This window comes from Terrabacter terrae, assembly GCF_039529575.1.
Lineage (GTDB): Bacteria > Actinomycetota > Actinomycetes > Actinomycetales > Dermatophilaceae > Terrabacter > Terrabacter terrae.
On the sequence record NZ_BAAANB010000001.1, the window covers coordinates 890,792 to 912,258 of the forward strand.

Below are 21,467 nucleotides of genomic sequence, written 5' to 3' on the forward strand. Positions count from 1 at the left end.
GGGCGGTCACCTTCGGGTGGCCGCCCGCTCGCGTGTCTGTCGACCGGTGGCGTATGCCGCCGCGCCCGGGTCCGAACGGCACGTGACGGCATACGCCGGGCCGGGCTCACGGACGTCGGTCAGCAGGCCACCGCACGGACCGCACCCGCCCCACCGGGTGCGCCGCCACCGGCGTGGGTCCTCGCGGCCGGGCCCGGATCTTGTGACCATGGAGTCGACCGCACGAGACCGCACCGCAGGAGTGAGACCACTGGCCCCGCCGAGCACGACCACCACGCCGACGCCCAGGTCGGCCACGGCGCCGACGAGCCCGTCCACCGCGATGCCGGCGGCCCTGCGCGCGGGTGCCCTGGCCGCGGTGGGCACCTGGTCGGTCGTGGTCCTGCCCGCGCTCGTGGGCTGGCTCGCGGCGCCCGAGTCGACGGTCGGCTGGTTCTCCGCGGTGTCGCTCGCGAGTGCCATCTGGTTCCTCGGGCACGGCCAGTCCGTCGGCGCAGGGGGCGTGGCGATCTCGCTGACGCCCCTGCTGCTGCTCGGCGTCTTCGTCTACATCACGCAGCGGTTCGCGCGCCGGCTGGCGGCGACCCAGCGGCTGCGCGTCGGCCCGGGCGACTGGAGCCGGGTCGCGCAGTGGGGCGTCGTGCCGGGCTTCCTCGTCGGCTACGCCCTCGTCTCGGCGCTCTTCGCCCTCTTCACGCTCGGCGGCCCCGCGACGCCCGGTGTCGCGGCCGTCCTAGGCTCGCTCCTCGTGCCGCTCGCCGCGCTCGGCTTCGTCCTGCTGCGTCCCGACGACGAGGAGGCGCCGGCGTTCGTGCGGACGTGGTTCCGGCGGGGACCCACCTGGCTGCCCTCCGTGTGGCGGACCGGGTGGCGCGCGGCCGGGCTGCTGCTCGCCGTGGGGCTCGTGGTCGTGGCCGTGCAGCTCGTCGTCTCGTGGTCGGCGGTCGCGGACATCCAGGGCCAGTACGGCGCCAACGTCGGGGCGCTGGTCGTGATCACGCTCGCGCAGCTCGCCCTCCTCGGCAACGCCGCCACGTGGGCCCTGTCGTTCCTGGCGGGCCCCGGCTTCCAGGTGGCCCTCGGCTCGACGATCGCGCCCGCTGGTGCACACCCGGGCCTGCTCCCGCTCGTCCCCGCGCTCGGTGCCCTGCCACAGGCCGCCGACTACCCGGGCGCCGTGTATGCCGTCCTCCTCGTGCCAGTCGCGCTCGGCGCCTGGGTCGGCCGGCGGGTCGACGCCGAGCTCGAGTTCTTCGGTGACCTGGGCGCCCGCGTCCGGGCGACCGCCGTCGCCGCGGTCATCGCGGTCGCGGTTGTCGTCGCCGTGACCGCCCTGGGCACCGGCGCGGTCGGGGTCGACCGGCTCTCCGCCGTCGGTCCCCACCTGTGGTCCTTCGCCGCTGCGCTGACCGCCGAGGTCGTGGGCGGCGCTCTCCTCTACCTGGGCGCCCGCGTCCTGCTCGAGCACCGGGGCCAGTCCGGCAGCGAGCAGTCACCCGGCAGCCAGGAGGGCCCGGACAACCCCACGGCCACGGCCGACGAGGACTGAGCCCACCGGCATACGGCCGGGTCGGTCAGCGGACGAGCAGGCCGAGCAGGCTCGAGTTCTTCAGCTGCTCGCAACCGGCGCGGGCCAGGCTCGTCTGGGCGCCGTCGAGGCACTGCTCGTAGCCGCTGACCGCGTCGTAGAAGGCGACCTGCATGGCCAGCGTCGACAACAGCACCCCGACGATGACCAGCGTGACGACCGGCCAGATCTTCTCCTTGCCGGCCCGCGGCGACAGGAAGCGCAGCAGCCGGACGGTGAGCACGACCGCCAGCAGCAGCGGGAGGAAGGCGACGAACCGCTTCGGCAGCGGGAGGTACATCGCGAGCAGCCCCAGCAGCACGAGCACCGACACGGGCAGGGTGCGCTTGGCCTTCTCGCGCCGGAACGCGATCTCCGGCTCACCTCGGGGCTGTGTCATGCGCTCCATCCTCACCCATGGGAGGCGCAGGACGGGCGGCGGGAGCCGCCGTTGCGGGCCGATACACTCCGGCGCGTGACGACCGACGCCCCCGCCAGCCCGTCCGTCCCCGACGCCGTGCCCGACGCCGTGCCGGTCGTCGTCCTCGTCTCGGGGTCCGGCACGCTGTTCCAGGCGCTCCTCGACGCGGTCGCCGACCCCGCCTACGGCGTACGCGTCGCGGCAGTCGGGGCCGACCGCCCGTGCGAGGGGCTCGATCGGGCCGAGCGAGCCGGCATACCGACCTTCGTCGTGGCCCCGCGGGAGTATGCCGACCGCGCAGCCTGGGACCTCGCGCTCGCCGAGCGGGTGGCGCAGGCCGGGCCCCGGTTCGTCGTGACGGCCGGCTTCATGCGGCTCCTCGGGGCTGCCACCCTCGGTCTGGTCCCGGTGGTCAACACGCACCCGGCCCTGCTGCCCAGCTTCCCCGGCGCCCACGGGGTGCGCGACGCCCTCGCCTACGGCGTCAAGGTGACCGGGACGACGTGCCACGTCGTCGACGCCGGCGTCGACACCGGGCCGATCATCGAGCAGCGCGTCGTCCCGGTCGAGGACGGCGACACCGAGGAGAGCCTGCACGAGCGGATCAAGGTCCAGGAGCGCCAGCTGCTCGTGGACGTCGTCCGCCGGCTGGCCCGGGAGGGCTTCGCCGTCGAGGGCCGACGAGTTCGGATCGGGCAGCGCTGACCGCTACGCTGGTCGCACACGACTGGCGCGGGTGGGTCACCACCGGGGAGTGACGTCGGGAGCATCGACCGCCTGGGTGCCTCGCGAGAACGGATGCCGTCGGGTCCCGCTGAGCAGCACGACCAGCAGGCCCGGGCGCCGCGACCGATGTCACCGAACCAGGAGTGCACGCCATGACTGCCGCCCCGTCCACCGCGCCGTCCACCGGGAGCGAGACCCGCCGCCCGATCCGGCGGGCCCTCGTCTCCGTCTACGACAAGACCGGCCTCGAGGAGCTCGCGCGCGCCCTCGACGCCGCCGGGGTCTCGATCGTCTCGACCGGGTCCACCGCGAAGACGATCGCCGCACTCGGCATCGACGTGACGCCGGTCGAGCAGCTCACGGGCTTCCCCGAGTGCCTCGAGGGCCGCGTCAAGACGTTGCACCCCAAGGTGCACGCGGGCATCCTCGCCGACACCCGCAAGGACGACCACGTCCAGCAGCTCGCCGACCTCGGCGTCGAGCCGTTCGAGCTCGTCGTCGTCAACCTCTACCCCTTCCGCGAGACCGTGGCCTCCGGTGCGACCCCTGACGAGTGCATCGAGCAGATCGACATCGGCGGCCCGTCGATGGTGCGTGCGGCCGCCAAGAACCACCCGAGCGTCGCCATCGTCACGAGCCCCACGGCATACGGCCAGGTCGTCGAGGCGCTGGGAGCGGGCGGCTTCACGCTCGAGCAGCGCAAGCGGCTGGCTGCGGAGGCCTTCGTGCACACGGCCTCCTACGACGTCGCGGTCGCGAGCTGGATGGGCAACGCCTACGCCGACACGAGCGACGGCACCGGCTTCCCGGCCTGGACGGGTGCGAGCTTCGACCGCGCGGCCGTGCTGCGCTACGGCGAGAACCCGCACCAGCAGGCGGCGCTCTACCGCCACTGGCGCCCCGGCGTGGCCTCGGCCGAGCAGCTGCACGGCAAGGAGATGTCCTACAACAACTACGTCGACACCGACGCCGCCGTCCGGGCGGCCCACGACCACGGTGACCAGCCGACCGTCGCGATCATCAAGCACGCCAACCCGTGCGGCATCGCCGTCGGCGGGACCATCGAAGAGGCGTACGAGCGGGCCCATGCGACCGACCCGGTGAGCGCGTACGGCGGCATCATCGCGGCCAACCGCACCGTGACCGCGGCGATGGCAGCGGCGGCCAAGCCGGTCTTCACCGAGGTGATCATCGCGCCCGACTACGAGCCCGAGGCCCTCGAGATCCTCACGGCCAAGAAGAACCTGCGCGTGCTGCGCCTGCCGGCCGGGATGGCCGAGGCGGCCGACCCGATCGAGACGCGTGCCGTCAGCGGCGGCCTGCTCGTGCAGACCGTCGACAGGGTCGACGCCGTCGTGCGGGGCGAGGACGGCGCGGTGACCGGTGGCGACGACGCCGCGAGCTGGCGTCTGGTCGCCGGCGACGCTGCGGACGACGCGACGCTGGCCGACCTGCAGTTCGCCTGGCGCGCGATCCGGGCCGTGAAGTCCAACGCGATCCTGCTGGCCAAGGACGGCGCCGCCGTCGGGGTCGGCATGGGGCAGGTCAACCGCGTCGACTCCTGCTACCTCGCCGTGCGGCGGGCTGGTGAGGACCGGGCTCGCGGCTCGGTCGCGGCGTCCGATGCGTTCTTCCCGTTCGCCGACGGGCTGCAGATCCTGCTCGACGCCGGCGTGCGCGCGGTCGTGGCTCCGGGCGGCTCGATCCGCGACGACGAGGTCATCGCGGCGGCCCAGGCCGCCGGCGTGACGATGTACTTCACGGGCACCCGCCACTTCTTCCACTGACGGCCTGAGGCTAGGTGCCCACTCGACGTGGCTTCACGTCGAGTGGGCACTTTCCCACGTCGAGTGGGCACTGCGCCCGTATGCGTGGTCGGCCCCTCAGCGGGTCCAGCGGTAGCCGGTGGGCTCGCCCTCACCCAGGTCGACGATCGCGGCCACGGGCCCGCCGCCGTCGGGGCCCTGGTGGGCGGCCGACACCGACACGAAGACGGCCGGGTCGCCGGTGACCGACGCCGTGACGCCGCCGACCGCGGACTTGATCTGCCGGTGCCAGTGCACGTCGGAGTCGTCGAGCATCGCGTTGCGCCGCCCGTGGACCTGCCCGTCCTGGCTGACCTCGCACTTGAGGAAGACGTTGACGAGGCGGCCCGCGATGTCCGACGGGTGGGGGCGCTCGGGCAGGTCGAGGCCGGCGTCCTTGATCGCCGCCCAGATGCCGTCGGCGTCGAGGGCGTCCTGCATGACCGAGTGGCCGATGCGGTAGCGGCCGCCCACGCCGCGGGCGTTGCCGACGACGACGACCTGCGCCTGGTCGAGCTCGACGCCGGAGCTGCACGAGGCCACTGCTGAGAAGAGCGACCGGTCGTGCATGATGTCGGCGTCGTCGGGCATCTCGATCTCGCCGAGGGCCACGGCGACGCCGAGGGCGGTCGTGCCGTTGGAGAGGTCCATCGACTCGTGGGTGTGCTCGGTCCAGACCTGGTGGCCGCGCTCCTTGGCGTCGCGGATGGTGTGGATCGTCAGCAGGGGAGTCTTGGTCTGCACGTAGTGGACGTCCGCCGGGTCGGTGATGCCGGCGCGCTCCATCGCCACCTTCACCGCGTCGGCGACCTTCTGCACCATGGCGACGTAGCCGATCTCCTCCGGCTTGATCGGCTCGCTCATCGCGAACCCGACCGTGAGCCGCGGCTCGTCGGAGGGCGCCGCCTTCTCGGCCGGGACGGTCGCGAAGATTGTCGCGTGCGGGCTGATGACGCCGTCCGTGCCGCCGGACCACACGATGGGGACCTGCTTGACCTGGTCGGCGGGGGCCCCCTTGTCGACCAGGACTTCTCGGAAGGCACGGTCGGCGATGATCCGCGTGTAGTCGTTGACGCCGCCGTTGCCCTCCGTCTTGCCGATGATGGCGATGACGCGGCTCGCCTCCATCACGCCGTCGTCGATGAGCGTGGCCAGCTCCGAGGCGTCGGCGACCGAGTGGATGGGGACCTTGCGCACCTCAATGGCTTCGGGCACGTGATTCACCTTTCTGTGCTGGGGTTCTCGATGATGGTCCCGACCTGTCCCTCGACGGCGGGTGCGAGCTGGTCGAGCGCGGTGATGATCGAGCGCTTGCCGCCCGAACGCACGAAGCGCATGGCGGCCTCGACCTTCGGGCCCATGGAGCCCGACGCGAAGTGTCCCTCGGCGGCATACGCCTCCATCTGCTCGAGCGTGACCCGGCCGATGTCGCGCGCCTCGGGAGTGCCCCAGCCCGCGACGGCGTGCGTGACGTCGGTGGCGATGGCGAGCACGTCGGCCTCGACGTCGCGGGCCAGGAGCGCCGCGGTCAGGTCCTTGTCGATGACGGCCTCGACGCCGCGGACGGTGCCGTCGGCGTCGCGCACGACGGGGATGCCGCCGCCACCGGCCGTGACGACGACGTAGCCGGCGTCGAGGAGCGTGTGCAGGGTGCGGGTCTCGAGGACCTCGACCGGCTCGGGGGAGGCGACGACCCGACGCCAGCCCTTCTCGCCGCGGTCCTCCCAGCGCTCGCCGTGGTCGATGAGCTTCTGGGCCTGCTCGCGGGGCAGGTAGCGTCCGATCGGCTTGGTCGGGTGGGTGAAGCCGGGGTCGTCGGCCGCCACGAGCGTACGCGTGACGATCGCGGCGACGGGCCGCTCGACGCCGCGTGCGGCGAGGGCCGCCTCGAGGGTGTCGAGCAGCGTGAAGCCGATCGTCCCCTGGGTCTGCGCGCCGCACCAGTCGAGCGGGACGGGCGGGACCACGTGGGCGGCGAGCTCGTTCTTGACGAGCAGGTTGCCGACCTGCGGCCCGTTGCCGTGCGTGATGACGACCTCGTGGCCGTGGGTGATGAGGTCGGCGAGGTGGCGGCTCGCCACGGCGATCGCCTCGATCTGCGCCTGGGGCGTCGCACTGCCGTCCGGGCCGGTCATGGCGTTGCCACCGAGCGCGACGAGCACCCTCACCGCGCGGCCCGCCTCGTCATGGCGCGAGCCTAGGCAGCGCCGCGGAGCGGGCGCGTTGTCACGTCCTGCCCAACGCGAGGCGGCGCATTGGCAGATGTATGCCGTCGGGCCGGGTCGGGTCGGGCCTGTGCGCGCCGCGCGGTGCCGGCCCCCGACGGGTAGGGGAGTACTGTCGGGAGGCGCTGGGCTGCACCAGCGGGTGTCCAGTCGAGGGCCCTCGAGCTGCCCTGTCGAGTGCCCGTCGAACCGAGAGGAGGCACGTCGTGGGAGTCGGAGTCCTGCTCGCCATCGTGGGAGCCATCCTGACCTTCGCCGTGCGCGCCAACACGTCGGTCATCAACCTGACCGTCGTGGGGATCATCTTCATGGTCGCCGGCGGCGCGCTCATCTGGCACGGCCGCAACGGCACCCGACGCAAGCGCGTCATCACCCGCGAGGAGCGCCCCAGCGGCGCCACGACGCCGACCAGCACCGTGCGCCAGACCATCGAGGAACGCGAGCTCGACTGAGCCGGCCACGGTCGAGGGCTCACACCCAGTCGACGTCGGCTGAGGGCTGCCCGCCCGCCAACCGTGCATAGCCGGGGCCGCGGTCGAAGAAGGGCTGCGCGTCGGGCCGTTCGCTGCGCAGCTGCTCGCGCAGGGCGTCCGAGGCCGCGACGTCGACGACCGGCTCGTCCCGGTCGCCGGTCGCCACGACGCCGTAGTCGCGGCGGGCACCCTCGAACGACACCTTGCCCCAGCGCAGGTCGCGCTCGACCTCGTCGTAGGGCCGGTCGAGGGGGTCGCCCCAGCCGCCGCCTCCGGTCGTGCGGATGCGGATCACCTGGCCGGCCCTGACCGGCTCGGCGTCGGCCAGGGCGTCGACCGTGCGCTCCTCCGGACCGCCGACGTCGACCGTCACCTCGAAGGGCCGGCCGGCCTTGCCGCCCTTGACGCCCCAGCAGGCGAGGATCGAGCGGTCGGCGATCGACATGAAGTGCGCATCCTCGAGCATCCGGATGTGCTTCTCGTAGCCGAGGCCGCCGCGGTGGCGACCGGCGCCACCGGAGTCGACGGCGAGCCCGAGGCGCTCGACGAGGAAGGGGAACCGGCTCTCGGTGAACTCGGTCGGGAGGTTGCGGCTGTCGGGCACGACGTGGATCGTGTCCTCGCCGTCGGCGTAGTAGCGCCCGCCCGAGCCGCCGCCGAGCACCTCGCGCATGAGGTAGTCGTTGCCGTCGCGGTCCTTGCCGTAGACCCCGGTGTAGCGGATCGTCTCCTGGTCGGCGGGCATCCGGCCGTCCACCGCCTTGGCGACGACGCCCGCGAGCACCCCGAGCAGGCGCAGGATGACGAAGGTGCGCGCGTTGGTCGGCGCGGGGTAGATCGGCGTGAGCAGGGTGCCCTTCTCGGGGAAGCGCATCTCGATGAGCGGGACGACACCCTCGTTGACGTCGAGCTCGGCCATCCGCTCGGGGGTGTCGGCCAGGTTGCGCAGGATCGGCGCGAGCCACTTCTTGAGGAAGTTGCCGCCGACGTAGTCTCCGCAGTGGTTGATCGGGCCCTTGGCCTGCGGGCCGGTCCCGGTGAAGTCGATGACGAGCCTGGGGCCGCCGTCCGGGTACTGCTCCGAGCGCCCGGGACCGCCGGTCGAGCTCTTGGTCAGGGTGATCCGCTGCGTGTGCAGCATGGGCTCGTCCACGCCGTCGTGCTCGGCGTAGTCCTCCCACACGTAGGTGCCGTCGGGGATCTTGCCGAGGATCTCGCGACGGTAGGTCTCGGTGGTCTGGTCGAGGATGGCGTCGAACGCCGCCTCGATCGTGTCGCGGCCGTAGCGCTCGAAGAGCTCGGCGAGCCGGCGCGCGCCCATCAGGCAGGCCGAGCACTCGGCGTCGAGGTCGGCGGCGAGGCTGTCGGGCATGCGGCTGTTGCGGGTCATGATCCGCAGGGCCGCCTGGTTGGGGACGCCTTTGTCCCACAGCCTGATCGGGGGCACCGAGAGTCCCTCCTCGAAGACGCTGCGGGCGTTGCTCGGCATGGAGCCCGGCACGGCGCCGCCGATGTCGTCGTGGTGCCCGAAGGCCTGCACGAATGCGACGACCTCACCGCCGGAGAAGACGGGCACGGTGACGCACAGGTCGGGCAGGTGGCCGATGCCGCCCTCCGACTCGTAGACGTCGTTGTGGAAGAAGACGTCGCCCTCGCCCATCTCGGCCAGCGGGAAGTCGCGCACGACTGGATGCACGAGCGCGCTGTAGGAGCGGCCGGTCAGCTTGCGCAGCTGGCGGTCGTGGATGCCGGCGCGGAAGTCGTGCGCGTCGCGGATCATGGGGGAGCGCGACGTGCGGGCGATCGCCGTCTCGACCTCCATCTCGACGCTGGCGAGGGTGCCCTGCACGATCTCGACGAGGATCGGGTCGACGCTCGTCCCCTCGGGGGTCAGCCGGTTGCCGTGCTCGTATGCCGTGGGCAGCCCCGCCGGGTTCACCGACGTCGCGTCATGGCCGGGTGCACCGCGCCCGTCCGCGGTCGTGGCCGAGGACCCGGTCGCAGCGTCGACCGGCGCGAGTCGTGTGGCTGCGGTCTGGCAGGAGAAGCACATCTCAGGCCTCCGGGGTGGTCGCGGCGGCACCCCTGCGGGTGACGACGAGGTTGCCGAGCGCGTCGACCCGCGCGGTGAAACCGGGGTGCAGGGGCACGGTCGAGCCGAACTCCTCGATGACCGCCGGTCCTTCGACGACGTCGCCGGCTCGGAGGTCGGGTCGCCACCACACGTCGGTGTCGACGTAGCCGTCGTCGGCGTCGAAGCACACGGGCCGGACCGACCGGTGCGCGCGCTCGCGCACGTCGGCCGCCCCCTCCGCGGTGGGGAGCTCCCGCAGCTCGGGCCGGGTGATCGGACCGACCCCGGTGACGCGGAGGTTCACCCACTCGACCTGCTGCGTCGGGTCACCGCGGAAGTCGTAGCCGTAGAGCGCGCGGTGCTCGTCGTGGAAGCGCGCGGCGACGCCGGCGGCGTACGCGTCGTCGACCTCGCCGTCCGGGGCGGCAACGCGCACCTCGTAGGCCTGGCCGAAGTAGCGCAGGTCCACCGTGCGCGCGTAACGGTGCGCGCTCCGCGGGAAGCCTTCTCCATCAAGGGCGCTCGCCGCCTTCGCCGTCAGGTCGTCGAAGGTCTTCTGGACCGCCGCGTGGTCCAGCCCGTCGTGCCGGGCGACCGCCGTCTGGACGTAGTCGTTCCTGACGTCGACCGTGAGCAGGCCGAACGCGGAGACGTTGCCGGGGTTCTGCGGCACGACCACCCCGGCGAGGCCGAGGATGTCGACGAGACGGCAGGCGAGCAGCGAGCCCGAGCCGCCGAAGGTCGCGAGCATGAAGTCGCGCACGTCGAGCCCGCGCTTCACGCTCACCTGCCGCAGCGCGTTCGCCTGGTTCCAGGCGGAGATCTCCAGGATCCCGGTGGCGCAGCGGTCGGCATCGAGCCCGAGGCGATGGGCAAGCCCCTCGATCCCCTTCCGAGCCGCTTCGACGTCGAGCGGGATCTCACCGCCGAGCAGGTGCGGCGGGATCCGGCCGAGGACCACGTGGGCGTCGGTGATCGTCGGGTCGGTGCCGCCCTTGGCGTAGCAGAGCGGGCCCGGGTCGGCCCCCGCCGACTGTGGGCCGACCTTGAGCGAGCCCTCCGGGGAGATCCACGCGATCGACCCGCCGCCGGCCCCGACGGTGACGACGTCGATCATCGGGATCTTGCTGGGATAGGCGCCGACGGTGCCCTCGGTCGTCAGCGTCGGCTCGCCGCCCAGGACGACCGACACGTCCGTCGAGGTGCCGCCGCCGTCGCAGGTGAGGACCTTGTCGAAGCCGGCGCGCCCGGCGATGAGGCCCGCGCCGAGGGCCCCCGCGGCCGGGCCCGAGAGGACCGTCGTGATCGGCTGGTGCACGACCTCGTCGGCCGAGAGCACGCCGCCGTTGGACTTCATGATGTGGAAGGGCAGCCTCTCGCTGCGCCCGACGAACTCGTCGAGCCGGTGGTGGATGTTCGCGACGTACCGGGACACGCTGGGCTTCACGGCGGCGTCCACCAGCGTCGTCATCGACCGCTCGTACTCGCGGTACTCGCGCAGCACCTCCGAGCTGATCGACACGACGGCGTCGGGGTGCTCGCGGCGCAGCACCTCCCGCATGGCGAGCTCGTGACGGTCGTCGGCGTAGGAGTGCAGCAGGCACACCCCGATGGTCGTGATGCCGCGTGTCCTGAACCAGCGGGCGGCGGCGACGGCGGAGGCCTCGTCGAAGGGCCGGATCTCGTTGCCCTCGAAGTCGAGCCGCCCACCGACCGTCCTGACGTGGTCGGCCGGGACGATCCGGGGCGGCTTGACCCAGAAGTAGGAGTTGCCGTAGCCGTCCGGGACGGCCTGCCGGGCGATCTCGAGGATGAACTCGTAGCCCTCCGTCGTGATGAAGCCCAGCGCCTCGACCTTGCCCTCGAGGAGCTTGTTCGTCGCGACGGTGGTGCCGTGCGAGACCGCGGAGATGTCGTCGCCGGCCGCGCCCATGAGGTCGAGGACCTTGCGGACCCCTGCCAGGAAGCCGTCGGCGGGGTTGCCCGGGGTGGACGGCGTCTTCGTCGTGACGAGCTCGCCGGAGTCCTCGTCGAGCGCGACGACGTCGGTGAAGGTCCCGCCGGTGTCGATGCCGATGCGGATGCGCCGCCGTGCCGCCGGGGCCGTGCCTGCTGTCATGACGAGGATTCAACCGGCGCGACCCCCGCAGACGCGTTGGCACATCGTGCCAACAGCCACCGGGGCTGGGACCAACCCTCGCCAGAGCGCGCCGACACCGGCCCAGCATGTCGAGAACGGCTCGTCGGCTCCGTTCCCGGAGTGCTCGTGCCATCCCGGCGCGACCCCGACGAAGGAGAGAACGGTGGCGGAGTACCTCGTCGGCGTGGACTTCCAGCCCGGCGACGCCCCGGCCCCGATGACCGAGTGGACTCCGGAAGAGGCCCCGGCCCACCTCGCCTGGTACCGGCTCGCACCTGAACGGGGCGCTGCCGGTCGGTGGTCCTTCGCGGGCGTACACGTCGTGCGACTCACTCGTGGAGGGTGACGCGCCGCGGCGGGCCGCGGTCGAGGATCGGCATGTCGTCACCGTCCGTCGTGAGGGGGTCCAGCGTGGTCATCGGCCTCCACGACGCGTCGGCCGCCGGGGGCGTGCCCGACGAGCGGTCGCACGGTCCGGCAGACGGCTGGACCGCCGCACGGCTCGCCGACGTCCTGTTCGGCCTCGCCGCCGTGGCGCTCGAGGAGTCGCGCCGCGTCACGGCGAGGGCGGGCTTCGTCACTCGCCCGCTGGCGGCCCTCGCCGCCGGTCCGGTCGCCCTCGGGGGGCGACTGGGCCGGTCGGCCCGGGTCGCCGACCTCGTTGACCGCGGGGAGCGTGAGCGACGCGGAGCCGCACAGGGGGCGTATGCCGTCGCGCAGCGTGTCGCCCCGCGCCTCGTCGACCGGGCGCTCGCCTTCGTGGACGTCACGGAGGTCGTGGCGCGGCACGTGGACCTCGACGCCCTCGCGGCGTTGCTGGACGTGGACGCCGTGGTGGCGCGGGCCGACCTGGACGCGGTGCTGGCGCGGGTGGACGTCGACGCGGTGGTGGCGCGCGTGGACATCCAGCGCATCCTCGAACGGGTCGACGTGGACGCCGTGGTGGCGCGGGCCGACCTGGAGGCGGTGCTGGCGCGGGTGGACGTCGACGAGGTCGTGGCACGCGTGGACATCCAGCGCATCCTCGACCGGGTCGACGTGAACGCCGTGGTGGCCAGGGCCGATCTCGACGCCGTGGTCGCCAGGCTCGACCTCATCGCCCTCGCGGAGGTCGTCGTCGAAGGCATCGACCTGCCCGGCATCATCCGCAGCTCGACCGGCTCCATGGCCTCCGAGGGGATCCGCGAGGTGCGCCGTCAGGGGATCGGGGCCGACGAACGCGTCGCGCACGCGGTCGACCGCCTGCTCCACCGTGCCGAGCGGGCTCCCGGGACGGCATACGAGGAGTCGGCTGGGGACGCGTACGGCGTCTCGACCGAGGAGCGGCCACCGGCCACCCACCCGTCGGGGTCGGGCCCCGGTGGCCCCGTTCCGCACTGAGGTCGAGCCTTGGCACCGCCGGCCCAGCCGCCCAGGGGGCCGATCGCGCGCATCGCGGTGCCTCGCGGGGCGCAGTCGGTCCAGGGACACCGCGCGGGCATCGTCACGCGCCTGCTGGCCGCGCTCGTCGATGCGGTGGTCGCCGTCCTCGTCGTCGCTGCCGGGTATGCCGCCGCGCTGGGTGCGGCGTTCGTGGTCGGGCCCCGCTCGTTCACCTTCCCCGACCCCGGCTTCGGCCTGCTCCTCGCGTCGTTCCTCGGCGTCCTGACCTGCTACCTGGCGCTGGCCTGGGCCACGACCGGGCGCAGCTACGGCGGGCGCCTGCTCGGGCTGCGGGTGGTCGACTCGCGTGGCCGGCGGCTGCACGTGCTGGTCGCCGTGGCCCGCGCCCTGCTCTGCGTCTTCGTGCCCGTGGTGATCTTCTGGGTGCTGGTCAGCAGGGAGAACCGCTCGGGCGCGGACGTGCTGCTCGGCTCGTCGGTCGTCTACGACTGGACGGCGGCCTCGGAGCGGGACGACGGCCCCGCTGCCCGGATCGGGTGACACAGCGCCTCGGTCCCGCCGGGGCGAAGGCTCACGCGCCGAAGTACTCGCGCAGAGCCGCATCCTGCTCCGGCGTCAGGTTCGTGTGGATCAGGGTCGGGCGGTGCGACGGGAACGCCGCGCGGACCTGCTCGACGTCCACGTCGGAGCTCACGACGAAGAGCGCCGACGTGCCCGGCGTGACCGCGTCGCGGGCCTGTTGGATGAACGAGTCGCCGATGCCGGCCTCGCGCAGCGTCCCGCCGAGCGCCCCAGCGGCGGCGCCGACGGCCAGCCCCAGCAGCGGCGCGAAGAAGATGACGCCGAGGAGCAGGCCCCAGAAGGCGCCGCCGAGCGCGGCCTTGCCGCTGGATGTGACGACCTGCGACGCCCGCGGCCGCCGGGCCCCCGCCGGCCAGATCACCACGGCCGCGTCGATCAGCTTGAGCGCGCCCTGGCGATCCAGCTCGCTCAGGGTGCGGATGGCCGCCTCGGCGCCCTCCTCGTCGTCGAAGCGCCAGAGGGTGAGGGCGGCCACCGTCTCGCTGCCCGCCGGTGCGCCGGCCGTCCCCTGACTCGTCGCCGAGGCCCGCTCGTCCCCTCCCGGACCAGCGCCGGACACGCCGCCGGCACCGCGTGCGCCACCGCCGGCTCGGCCACGGTGGCCTACCGCAGCCTCGAGCTCGCGCCAGTCGGCCCTCAGGCGTGCCGGCAGGCTCCGCACCGAGCCCGGCAGGGCGCGCGGCGAGAGCGACTCCCGGACCGCGTCCTCGCCCGCGGCGGCCGGCAGCCGAGCCACGTCCCGGTAGCGGAAGAGGATGCGGTTCAGGGTCGACGCGCCGACGAGGACCCGCGCCAGGAGGTAGCCCCAGAGGAGCAGCGTGGCAGCGCCGCCGAGGGCGCCGTAGAGCTGCGACGAGCTGCTGATGCGGTTGGCGAGGAAGAAGACGGTGACCAGGTGCAGCGCCTGCAGGCCGACCCCGATGAGCAGCGCACCGGGCAGCAGGTCCGAGGCGGCCGTGTGCACCGGGTGCGGCAGCGCGCGAAGGGCGAACCAGCCGAGCAGCGCGTAGAGGGCGATCACCAGGACGGTGGCGACGAGGCCGGCGACGAGGGCGACCGAGCGCAGCCAGTTGACGGCGAGGGTCGCCGCGGCGGCGGGAAGCAGCAGGCCGGCCACGACGGCCGCCGCTCGCGACTGCCGGCGCAGGCGTGACACGGGCAGGTGCCACGCCAGGCTGGTGCCGATCCACAGCGCCTTGGCCAGGTCGACGGACGTGGAGTACAGCCCGGCGAGGCCGATGAGGAGCAGGATCCACCGGCCCTCGTGAGCCTGGGTCGCCGCCTGCGCGATGGTCGTGGTCGCGAAGCCGCTGAGCCCGGTGCCGGCCAGCCCGCCGCGTACGTCGTCGGCGGTCGAGAAGCCAAGGAGGGCGACGACGACCAGCCCAGCCGGCAGCAGCCACAGGAACAGCCGGAAGGCGAGGGCGCCGGCGAGCAGCGCGCCTCCGGTGTCCCGGTCCTCACGGAAGGCGTCGGCGAGCAGCCGGAGCGTGACGTGCTCCTCCCGGGCCTCCAGCAGGCGTCGACCGGCCGCGGCGTGCAGGTCACGGCCCCGGCCGACGAGCTGGCTCGACCGGGAGGGCGCGCCCGTCTGACGCCCGGCATCCCGTGGCATGACCCCATGCTCGGTTCCCCCGCCGCCGGCCACGTCACGCGCCGGGAATGAGCCACCGGGGGAGGCAGCACAACCGCTCCTGCCCGTGCGCCGAGGTCGTGGCGCACGACGAGGTCCTCGCCCCGCGGGGGGGCGAGCCGGGCAGGGGCAGCCGCGAGTCGGCTCACCCCCTGAGCGTGATGACCGGCGGCAGGGCCGAGGCGATGGTGGACAGGTGCCGGAGCGCGAGGAGGCAGAGCGATGAGTACGGACGAGATGAGCACGGACGAGAAGAGGGCTGCCGAGCGGGACGGACCCGCCCCGGCACCCACCCAACCCGTCGATACCACCGCCGATCCGAGCGCCGAGACCAGTGTCGACACGAGCGTAGAGACCACCGCCGTGCCCGCAGCCACGGCGGCTGGACCCGCGGCTGCGTCGCCACCTGCCTCGACGCGGCAGGTGGCGGCGCTCCAGGCCGAGGTCGACCGGCTGCGCCGTCGCAACGCGGAGCTGGAGTCCCCGACGGCCGTGCGGGTGCGCCACGCCGCCCGGAGCACGCTCGTGGTCGTCCTCATGATCATCGGTGCGCTGTGCCTGACCCTTGCCGTGCCCGCCGTCTGGGCGCGCAACGAGGTCCTCAACACCGACCGCTACGTGGCCAACGTCCAGCCGCTGGCCAGCAACCCCGACGTGCAGGCCACCGTCGAGGCCGCCGTCAACCGGCAGATCGCGGCGAACTTCGACGTCAACGCCGCGGTCAGCCAGATCGTCCCGCCGCAGTTCGACCGGCTCAAGGCGCCGATCGCGAGTGCGGTCTCCGGACTGATCGGCACGGCGGTCCACAAGGCCGTCACGAGCGACGCCTTCGCGCAGCTCTGGACGTCGGCCAACCGGGCGGCGCACGCCTCGCTCGTCGGCATCCTCACCGGCGAGAACCAGGGCCAGGCGGTGACCGCCTCGGACAACACGCTCCGCCTCAACATCGGCCCGCTCATCGAGCAGGTCAAGACGCGGCTCGTCGCCGCCGGTCTCGGGGTCGCCGCCTCCATCCCGACGGTCAACACCTCGATCCAGATCGCGCAGCTCCAGGGCCTCGAGCGCACGCAGCAGCTGGTGCGGTGGCTCGACACCCTCGCGAGCTGGCTGCCGTGGATAGGGCTGCTGGCGTTCGCCGGCGCCGTCGCCCTGGCCCGGCGTCGCTGGCGGGCAGTGATGTGGGTGGGCCTGGCGACCGCGATCGGGCTGCTGGTGCTGCGCCTGGGCCTCGTCCTGGGGCGGGAGGTCTACCTCACCCGCATGCAGTCGACGAACATGTCGCAGCAGACGGCGTCCTACGTCTTCGACACGGTGACGCGCTACCTGGTCGACGGCATACGGCTCGTGTTCATCATCGCGCTCGTCGTCGCCGGGCTGGCGGCGCTGCTGAACCGGCGGCGCGGGCTCGCCGGCTTCGGACGCGGGGTGGCACGGGTCTCGAGCCGTGGCTGGGACTCCCTGCAGGACGGGCCGGTCGGGACCGCCGTGGGCGAGCACGCCCCCGTCGCGGCCGGCGTCGTCGTCGCCCTCGGCACGCTGGTCCTCGTCATCTGGAGCAACCCCACGGGCCTGGTCGTGCTCCTGACGGCGATCGTCGTCGCGGTGCTCCTCGCCGCGGTGTGGGGCATGGCGCAGGCTCGCACGCACGCGGGCCTCCCGGCGCACTGACCACACGCGTACGTAGGCCGCCCGGCCGGTACGAGGACGTGAACCCCCGTGCCGGCCGGTGCCCGCTCACCGCCGCCCGATGGCCCAGCCGACGACCACGCCGACCAGGGCGACGGCGCCTCCGGTCGCCACGCCGAGGGCGAACTCACGCCCGCGGAACGGCTCGGCCTGGGCTGCCCGACCGGCATACGTGGCGGGGGCGGACGGCGCTCCGATGGTTGACGGCGCCGCGGGTGCGCCGGGCCCGGTGGGCAGTGGCGCCACGGCCCGCAGCTCGGGCGGCACGCCGTGGATCTCGGCGTCGAGGGCCGCGAAGAACTGCCCGGCCATCCGCTTCGTCACGCCGGAGAGCATCCGCTGTCCCACCCCGCCGATCGGGCCACCGACCTGGGCGTCGGCGTCGTAGGTGACGCGGGTGCCGCCGTCCTCGCTCCCGTCCACACGCACGTCGACGTCCGCCTCGACCGTGCCCGGCGCGCCGGCGCCGGAAGCCTTGAGCCGCAGGCGGGTCGGTGCCTCGAGGTCCTCGAGGCGGATGGTGCCGTCGTAGGTGCCGCGCACGGCCGCGACGCCCATCGTGACCCGCATGCCGTATGCGTTGTCGCCCTTCTCGACGAGGGACTCGCACCCGGGGAGCGTGCGGGCGAGCACGGCCGGGTCGTGGATGGCCTGCCACACCTGCTCCGGCTGCGCAGCCAGGGACACGGCTCCGGTGATCTTCATGCGGTGGGCTCCTTCGACACGGGGGAGGGGCGGTGCAGGGACTCGAGCTCACCGGCAGCGTGGCGACGGCGCAGCTCCCAGAGCTCGAACGGCGAGATCGGCATCCGCCGGATCGGGAAGCCCTCGGCGTCCTCGATCGCGGACGCGATGACCGCCGACACGGGGATGCAGCCCGCCTCGCCCGCGCCCTTGATGCCGAGCGGGTTGAGCGGCGAGGGCGTCTCGAGGTGGTCCGTCTCGATCGTCGGCACCTCGGAGGCGTAGGGCAGGAGGAAGTCCATGAACGAGGCGTTGAGGAGCTGCCCCGACTCGTCGTAGGCCATCCGCTCGTAGAGCGCCCCGCCGACGCCTTGCGCGACGCCGCCGTGGACCTGGCCCTCCACGATCATCGGGTTGATCATCGTGCCGCAGTCGTGGATGACGCAGTAGCGCAGGATCCGGATCTCGGCCGTGACCGGGTCGGTCTCGACGATCGCTGCGTGCATGCCGTTGGCGAAGGTCGCCTGGGTCGGCGAGTAGAAGTCCTTGCCCTCGAGGCCCGGCTCGTCGTCGTCGGCGACCGGCGGCTTGTCCGGGTCGAACGTGCCGGCGAACTGCGTTGCCGCCTGGGTCGCCTCGTCGAAGGCGTAGCGCAGCGGGTTGGACAGGACCGACACCGTGCCGAGGCTCAGCGACGTGTTCGGGGCGCCCTTGACTCGCACGGTTCCGTCGACGATCTCGAGGTCGTCCGGGCTCACCTCGAGGGCGTCCGAGGCGATGCGCAGCGCCTTGGCGCGGACGTTGCGGGCGGCGAGGGCGATGGCGCTGCCGCTCATGACCGCCGCGCGCGACGCGAACGTGCCCACGGCATACGCCATCCTCCGGGTGTCGCCGGTGGTGACGTGGACGTCCTCGAGGGGGACCCCGAGCTCCTCGGCGACGATCTGCGCGAAGACGGTCTCGTGGCCCTGCCCCTGGGAGGTCAGGCCGGTCGAGACGTTGACCCGGCCGCTCGTCTCGACGTGGATGTGCCCGCCCTCGTAGGGGCCGACGCCCGTTCCCTCGACGTAGCAACCGATGCCGAGGCCCACCCTGCGTCCCTCAGCCTCGGCGCGGCGGCGGTGGTCGGCGAAGTCGTCCCAGCCGACGAGTGCCTTGAGCTTGGCGAGGCTGGCCGGGAAGTCGCCCGAGTCGTACTTGAGCGGGCGGCCGTCCTGGAAGAGCAGCCCGTGGTCCCACGGCATCTCGCTCGGGAGGATGAAGTTGCGCGAGCGCACCTCGGCGCGGTCGAGGCCCAGCTCGTCGGCGATGGCGTCCATCGTGCGCTCCATCGCGAAGCAGCCCTGGGGCCGGCCTGCGCCTCGATACGGCGTCACGAGAACGGTGTTCGTGTAGAGCGACCAGAACTCGCACCGGTAGGCGCCGGGCTTGTAGGGGCCGAGCAGCTGGGTGGAGGTGATGATCGGGACGATGATCCCGTAGGGGGTGTAGGCGCCGTTGTCGTGCCAGAACCGCACGTCCAGGGCGAGCAGGTGCCCGTCGTCGTCGAAGCCGACGGTGACCTGCTGGAGCTGCCCGCGCTCGTGGGCGGCGCTGGTGAAGTGCTCGCGGCGGTCCTCGGTCCACTTGACCGGCCGGCCCAGCAGCCGGGCCGCCCACGGGACGAGGACCTCCTCCGGCCACGGGTGCACGATCTTGACCCCGAAGCCGCCGCCGACGTCGGGGGCGATGCACTCGACCTTGGCGAGCGGCAGGTCGAGCTTGGCCGCGACGGCGGCGCGGACGCCGGTCGAGGTCTGCGTCGAGGAGTACATCCGCAGCTCGCCGCGCTCGGTGTCCCACCGGGCGTAGACCCCTCGGCCCTCCATGGGGGTGGAGGCACTGCGCTCGATGTCCAGGTCGAGGGTCAGGGTGTGCGGCGCCGCGGCCAGGGCGGACTCGACGTCGCCGACCTCCTGGAGCATGTGGGCCGCGACGTTGCCGGGCACGTCGTCGTGGACGAGCCGGTCGCCGTCGCGGGCAGCCTCGATGCCGACGACGACGGGCAGCTGCTCGTAGCTGACGCGGATGCGCTGGCAGGCGTCCTCGGCGACGTAGCGGTCGGTCGCCACGACCATGACGACGGGCTCGCCGACGTGGTTGACCTCGTCCTTGGCCAGGGCGTAGCCGGTGCGGCCGTGGGTCAGCGTCGGGTGCGGGATGAGCAGGGGGAGCGGCTCGCCGACGCGTCCGGGGAGGTCCTCGTGGGCGTAGATCCCGAGCACGCCCTCGATGTCGACCGCGTCGGAGGCGTCGATGTCGACGATGCGGGCGTGGGCGTGCGGGCTGCGGACGAAGGCTGCGGCGAGGGCGTCGTGCCCGAGGTCGTCGAGGTAGCGGCCGCCGCCGGTGACCAGGCGCGGGTCCTCCTTGCGCTTGATCGGCGCGCCGAACATCTGGGTGGTCATGTGCCCTCCCCGGCAGGGGTCTCGGTCGCCCGCTCGGTCCTGATCTCGGCGGCGCGGAGCACGCTCTTGACGATGTTCTGGTAGCCGGTGCAGCGGCACAGGTTGCCCGAGATCGCCTCTCGCGCCTGCTCGCTCGTCGGCTGCGGGTTGTCGTCGAGGTAGGCCGTGATGGTCGTGAGGAAGCCCGGCGTGCAGAAGCCGCACTGCAGCCCGTGGCACTCGGCGAAAGCCTGCTGCACGGGGTTCATCGACTCACCGGTCGGCGCAGGGCGCGCGTCGGGTGCGTCGCACAGGCCCTCGACGGTCGTGATCTCGTGGTCCTGCGCCGTCACCGCGAACATCAGGCAGGAGCGCATCGGCCGGCCGTCGACGAGGACGGTGCAGGCGCCGCAGACGCCGTGCTCGCAGCCGACGTGCGTGCCGGTCAGCTCGAGGTCGTGGCGCAGGAAGTCGGACAGCAGCCGTCGTGCCGGCACGGTCGCCGACCGCGGCACGCCGTTCACCACGACCGTCACCTCCCCGTCCTCCCTCTCGGTCGAGTGGGCACTTTGCTTCAGTGGTGCACCGTCACCCTGTGGACCAGTCGCACCGAAGCGGCCACTCGACGTGGGCAAGTGCCCACTCGACGAGTCGCCCCGGTCCTCGGCCGACTGGGCACTGTGCTGCACGGCGTGGGGGAGCGCCCGGCGGGTCAGCTCGGCCGCGAGCATCCGTCGGTAGTCCGCGCTCGCGTGGATGTCGTCCTCCGGGTCGACGTATGCGTGCACGGCCTCCGCGGCCGCCCTCAGTCCGCGCTCCCAGGCGTCCGAGCCGGGCTCCACCCCGGCGAGGACCGAGGTCAGGTCGAGGGCCCCGGGCACGGCGGTGACGGAGACGAACGAGGCCCGGGCGTCGGTCACGACACCGTCACTCACCGTGACGGCGACGCCGACCCCGGCGATCGCGTAGTCGCCGTGCCGCCGCGCCGACTCGGTGAACGCCGTTCCGGTCCCTGCGGGGAAGCGACCGAAGCGCACCGCCACGACCAGCTCCTCCGGCTCCAGGCACGTCTCCAACGGCCCGAGGAAGAAGTCGGCACAGGCGATCTCGCGCGAGCCGGCGGGTCCGACGACCTCGACGGTGCCGTCGGTCAGCGCCAGGACCGCCGGCATCTCACCGGCGGCGTCGGCGTGCGCGATCGAGCCCACCGTCGTGCCGCGGTTGCGGATCGCCGGATGGGCCACGTTGGTCACGGCCTGGCGCAGGAGCGGGAGGGCGGCATACGCCTCCTCGGAGCGCTGGAGGCCGGCGTGGCGCACGAGGGCCCCCACGCGTACGAACTCGCGGGTCACCTCGATGGCGTCGAGGCCGGCGACCCGGTTGAGGTCGACGAGGTGGCCCGGGGAGGCGAGGCGCATGTTGAGGAGCGGGATGAGGCTCTGCCCGCCCGCCAGGACCTTGCCGTCGTGGCCGGCCTCGGCGAGCACGGCGACGGCCTCCTCGACGGTGCGTGGTGCGTGGTGCACGAAGGGGGCGGGCTTCACCGTACTGATCCTGCCTTTCCGATCCGGTGTGCAACCAGTGAATGGTGTGCATCGCTTGGCGCCGGGCTCTTGGCAACTTCTGCCGGGAACGGCCGTGG

Annotated in this window: 17 protein-coding genes and 1 riboswitch; of the genes, 7 read left to right on the forward strand and 10 right to left on the reverse strand. The window is 73.1% G+C overall.

Annotated elements, in window-relative coordinates; translation table 11 throughout:
• Window positions 1-6: 6 nt before the first annotated feature.
• Entirely contained in the window at window positions 7-366 is a 360-nt protein-coding gene (locus ABD194_RS04060) for a hypothetical protein (RefSeq protein WP_343987914.1), read from the reverse strand.
• Here ABD194_RS04060 and ABD194_RS04065 point away from each other — a divergent pair.
• A complete protein-coding gene (locus tag ABD194_RS04065) occupies window positions 359-1,549 on the forward strand; it encodes a cell division protein PerM (RefSeq protein ID WP_343987917.1) in 1,191 nt (396 codons plus the stop codon). The two genes, ABD194_RS04060 and ABD194_RS04065, sit on opposite strands and share 8 nt — an antisense overlap.
• 25 nt (window positions 1,550-1,574) lie before the next feature.
• Here ABD194_RS04065 and ABD194_RS04070 read toward each other — a convergent pair whose 3' ends face one another.
• Complete coding sequence (locus tag ABD194_RS04070) at window positions 1,575-1,967, reverse strand: hypothetical protein (protein WP_343987921.1); 393 nt, start codon at window positions 1,965-1,967, stop codon at window positions 1,575-1,577.
• 75 nt (window positions 1,968-2,042) lie between these two features.
• On the opposite strand from ABD194_RS04070, the gene purN reads away from it, so the two are divergent.
• Together purN and purH are read left to right on the forward strand one after the other, a co-directional pair.
• Window positions 2,043-2,693 (forward strand): phosphoribosylglycinamide formyltransferase, encoded by a 651-nt coding sequence (purN, locus tag ABD194_RS04075; RefSeq protein WP_343987924.1) that lies wholly within the window; start codon window positions 2,043-2,045, stop codon window positions 2,691-2,693.
• A gap of 8 nt (window positions 2,694-2,701) precedes the next feature.
• Window positions 2,702-2,778: riboswitch (ZMP/ZTP riboswitch) on the forward strand.
• An 88-nt stretch (window positions 2,779-2,866) separates the two neighbouring features.
• Window positions 2,867-4,501 carry a bifunctional phosphoribosylaminoimidazolecarboxamide formyltransferase/IMP cyclohydrolase gene (gene purH, locus ABD194_RS04080; protein ID WP_343987927.1) on the forward strand — a complete coding sequence of 545 codons (1,635 nt, stop codon included), beginning with the start codon at window positions 2,867-2,869 and terminating at the stop codon, window positions 4,499-4,501.
• 96 nt (window positions 4,502-4,597) lie between these two features.
• Here purH and bar read toward each other — a convergent pair whose 3' ends face one another.
• Complete coding sequence (gene bar, locus ABD194_RS04085; RefSeq protein ID WP_343987930.1) at window positions 4,598-5,734, reverse strand: barbiturase; 1,137 nt, start codon at window positions 5,732-5,734, stop codon at window positions 4,598-4,600.
• A 5-nt stretch (window positions 5,735-5,739) separates the two neighbouring features.
• Window positions 5,740-6,687, reverse strand: a complete 948-nt coding sequence (locus ABD194_RS04090) for a carbamate kinase (protein WP_343987934.1) — start codon at window positions 6,685-6,687, stop codon at window positions 5,740-5,742.
• Between the two features lie 263 nt (window positions 6,688-6,950).
• Between ABD194_RS04090 and ABD194_RS04095 the strand changes: the two genes are divergently transcribed.
• Window positions 6,951-7,196, forward strand: a complete 246-nt coding sequence (locus ABD194_RS04095) for a hypothetical protein (protein ID WP_343987937.1) — start codon at window positions 6,951-6,953, stop codon at window positions 7,194-7,196.
• Window positions 7,197-7,215: 19 nt separating this feature from the next.
• On the opposite strand, the gene ABD194_RS04100 is transcribed toward ABD194_RS04095, so the two are convergent.
• Together ABD194_RS04100 and ABD194_RS04105 are read right to left on the reverse strand one after the other, a co-directional pair.
• Window positions 7,216-9,156, reverse strand: coding sequence for a hydantoinase B/oxoprolinase family protein (locus ABD194_RS04100; protein WP_343987940.1), 1,941 nt, complete (start codon window positions 9,154-9,156; stop codon window positions 7,216-7,218).
• 115 nt (window positions 9,157-9,271) lie between these two features.
• Window positions 9,272-11,410: a hydantoinase/oxoprolinase family protein gene (locus tag ABD194_RS04105; protein WP_343987943.1), complete on the reverse strand. Its 2,139-nt coding sequence runs from the start codon at window positions 11,408-11,410 to the stop codon at window positions 9,272-9,274.
• A gap of 432 nt (window positions 11,411-11,842) precedes the next feature.
• Here ABD194_RS04105 and ABD194_RS04110 point away from each other — a divergent pair, with 432 nt between their 5' ends.
• Together ABD194_RS04110 and ABD194_RS04115 are read left to right on the forward strand one after the other, a co-directional pair.
• Window positions 11,843-12,811, forward strand: coding sequence for a hypothetical protein (locus tag ABD194_RS04110; protein ID WP_343987946.1), 969 nt, complete (start codon window positions 11,843-11,845; stop codon window positions 12,809-12,811).
• A gap of 9 nt (window positions 12,812-12,820) precedes the next feature.
• Complete coding sequence (locus ABD194_RS04115; protein WP_343987950.1) at window positions 12,821-13,354, forward strand: RDD family protein; 534 nt, start codon at window positions 12,821-12,823, stop codon at window positions 13,352-13,354.
• A gap of 31 nt (window positions 13,355-13,385) precedes the next feature.
• Here the strand turns inward: ABD194_RS04115 and ABD194_RS04120 are convergent, their stop codons facing one another.
• Window positions 13,386-15,011 carry a YhjD/YihY/BrkB family envelope integrity protein gene (locus ABD194_RS04120; RefSeq protein ID WP_343987953.1) on the reverse strand — a complete coding sequence of 542 codons (1,626 nt, stop codon included), beginning with the start codon at window positions 15,009-15,011 and terminating at the stop codon, window positions 13,386-13,388.
• A 240-nt stretch (window positions 15,012-15,251) separates the two neighbouring features.
• Between ABD194_RS04120 and ABD194_RS04125 the strand changes: the two genes are divergently transcribed.
• Window positions 15,252-16,697, forward strand: coding sequence for a hypothetical protein (locus ABD194_RS04125; RefSeq protein ID WP_343987956.1), 1,446 nt, complete (start codon window positions 15,252-15,254; stop codon window positions 16,695-16,697).
• Between the two features lie 66 nt (window positions 16,698-16,763).
• On the opposite strand, the gene ABD194_RS04130 is transcribed toward ABD194_RS04125, so the two are convergent.
• The 3 genes from ABD194_RS04130 to ABD194_RS04140 are packed head-to-tail and all read right to left on the reverse strand — an operon-like array spanning window position 16,764 to window position 21,369.
• A complete protein-coding gene (locus ABD194_RS04130) occupies window positions 16,764-17,420 on the reverse strand; it encodes an SRPBCC family protein (RefSeq protein WP_343987959.1) in 657 nt (218 codons plus the stop codon).
• A complete protein-coding gene (cutA, locus tag ABD194_RS04135) occupies window positions 17,417-19,846 on the reverse strand; it encodes an aerobic carbon-monoxide dehydrogenase large subunit (RefSeq protein WP_343987961.1) in 2,430 nt (809 codons plus the stop codon). The genes ABD194_RS04130 and cutA overlap by 4 nt, the downstream gene beginning before the upstream one ends.
• Window positions 19,843-21,369, reverse strand: a complete 1,527-nt coding sequence (locus ABD194_RS04140) for an FAD binding domain-containing protein (protein ID WP_343987964.1) — start codon at window positions 21,367-21,369, stop codon at window positions 19,843-19,845. The genes cutA and ABD194_RS04140 overlap by 4 nt, the downstream gene beginning before the upstream one ends.
• Window positions 21,370-21,467 lie beyond the last annotated feature (98 nt).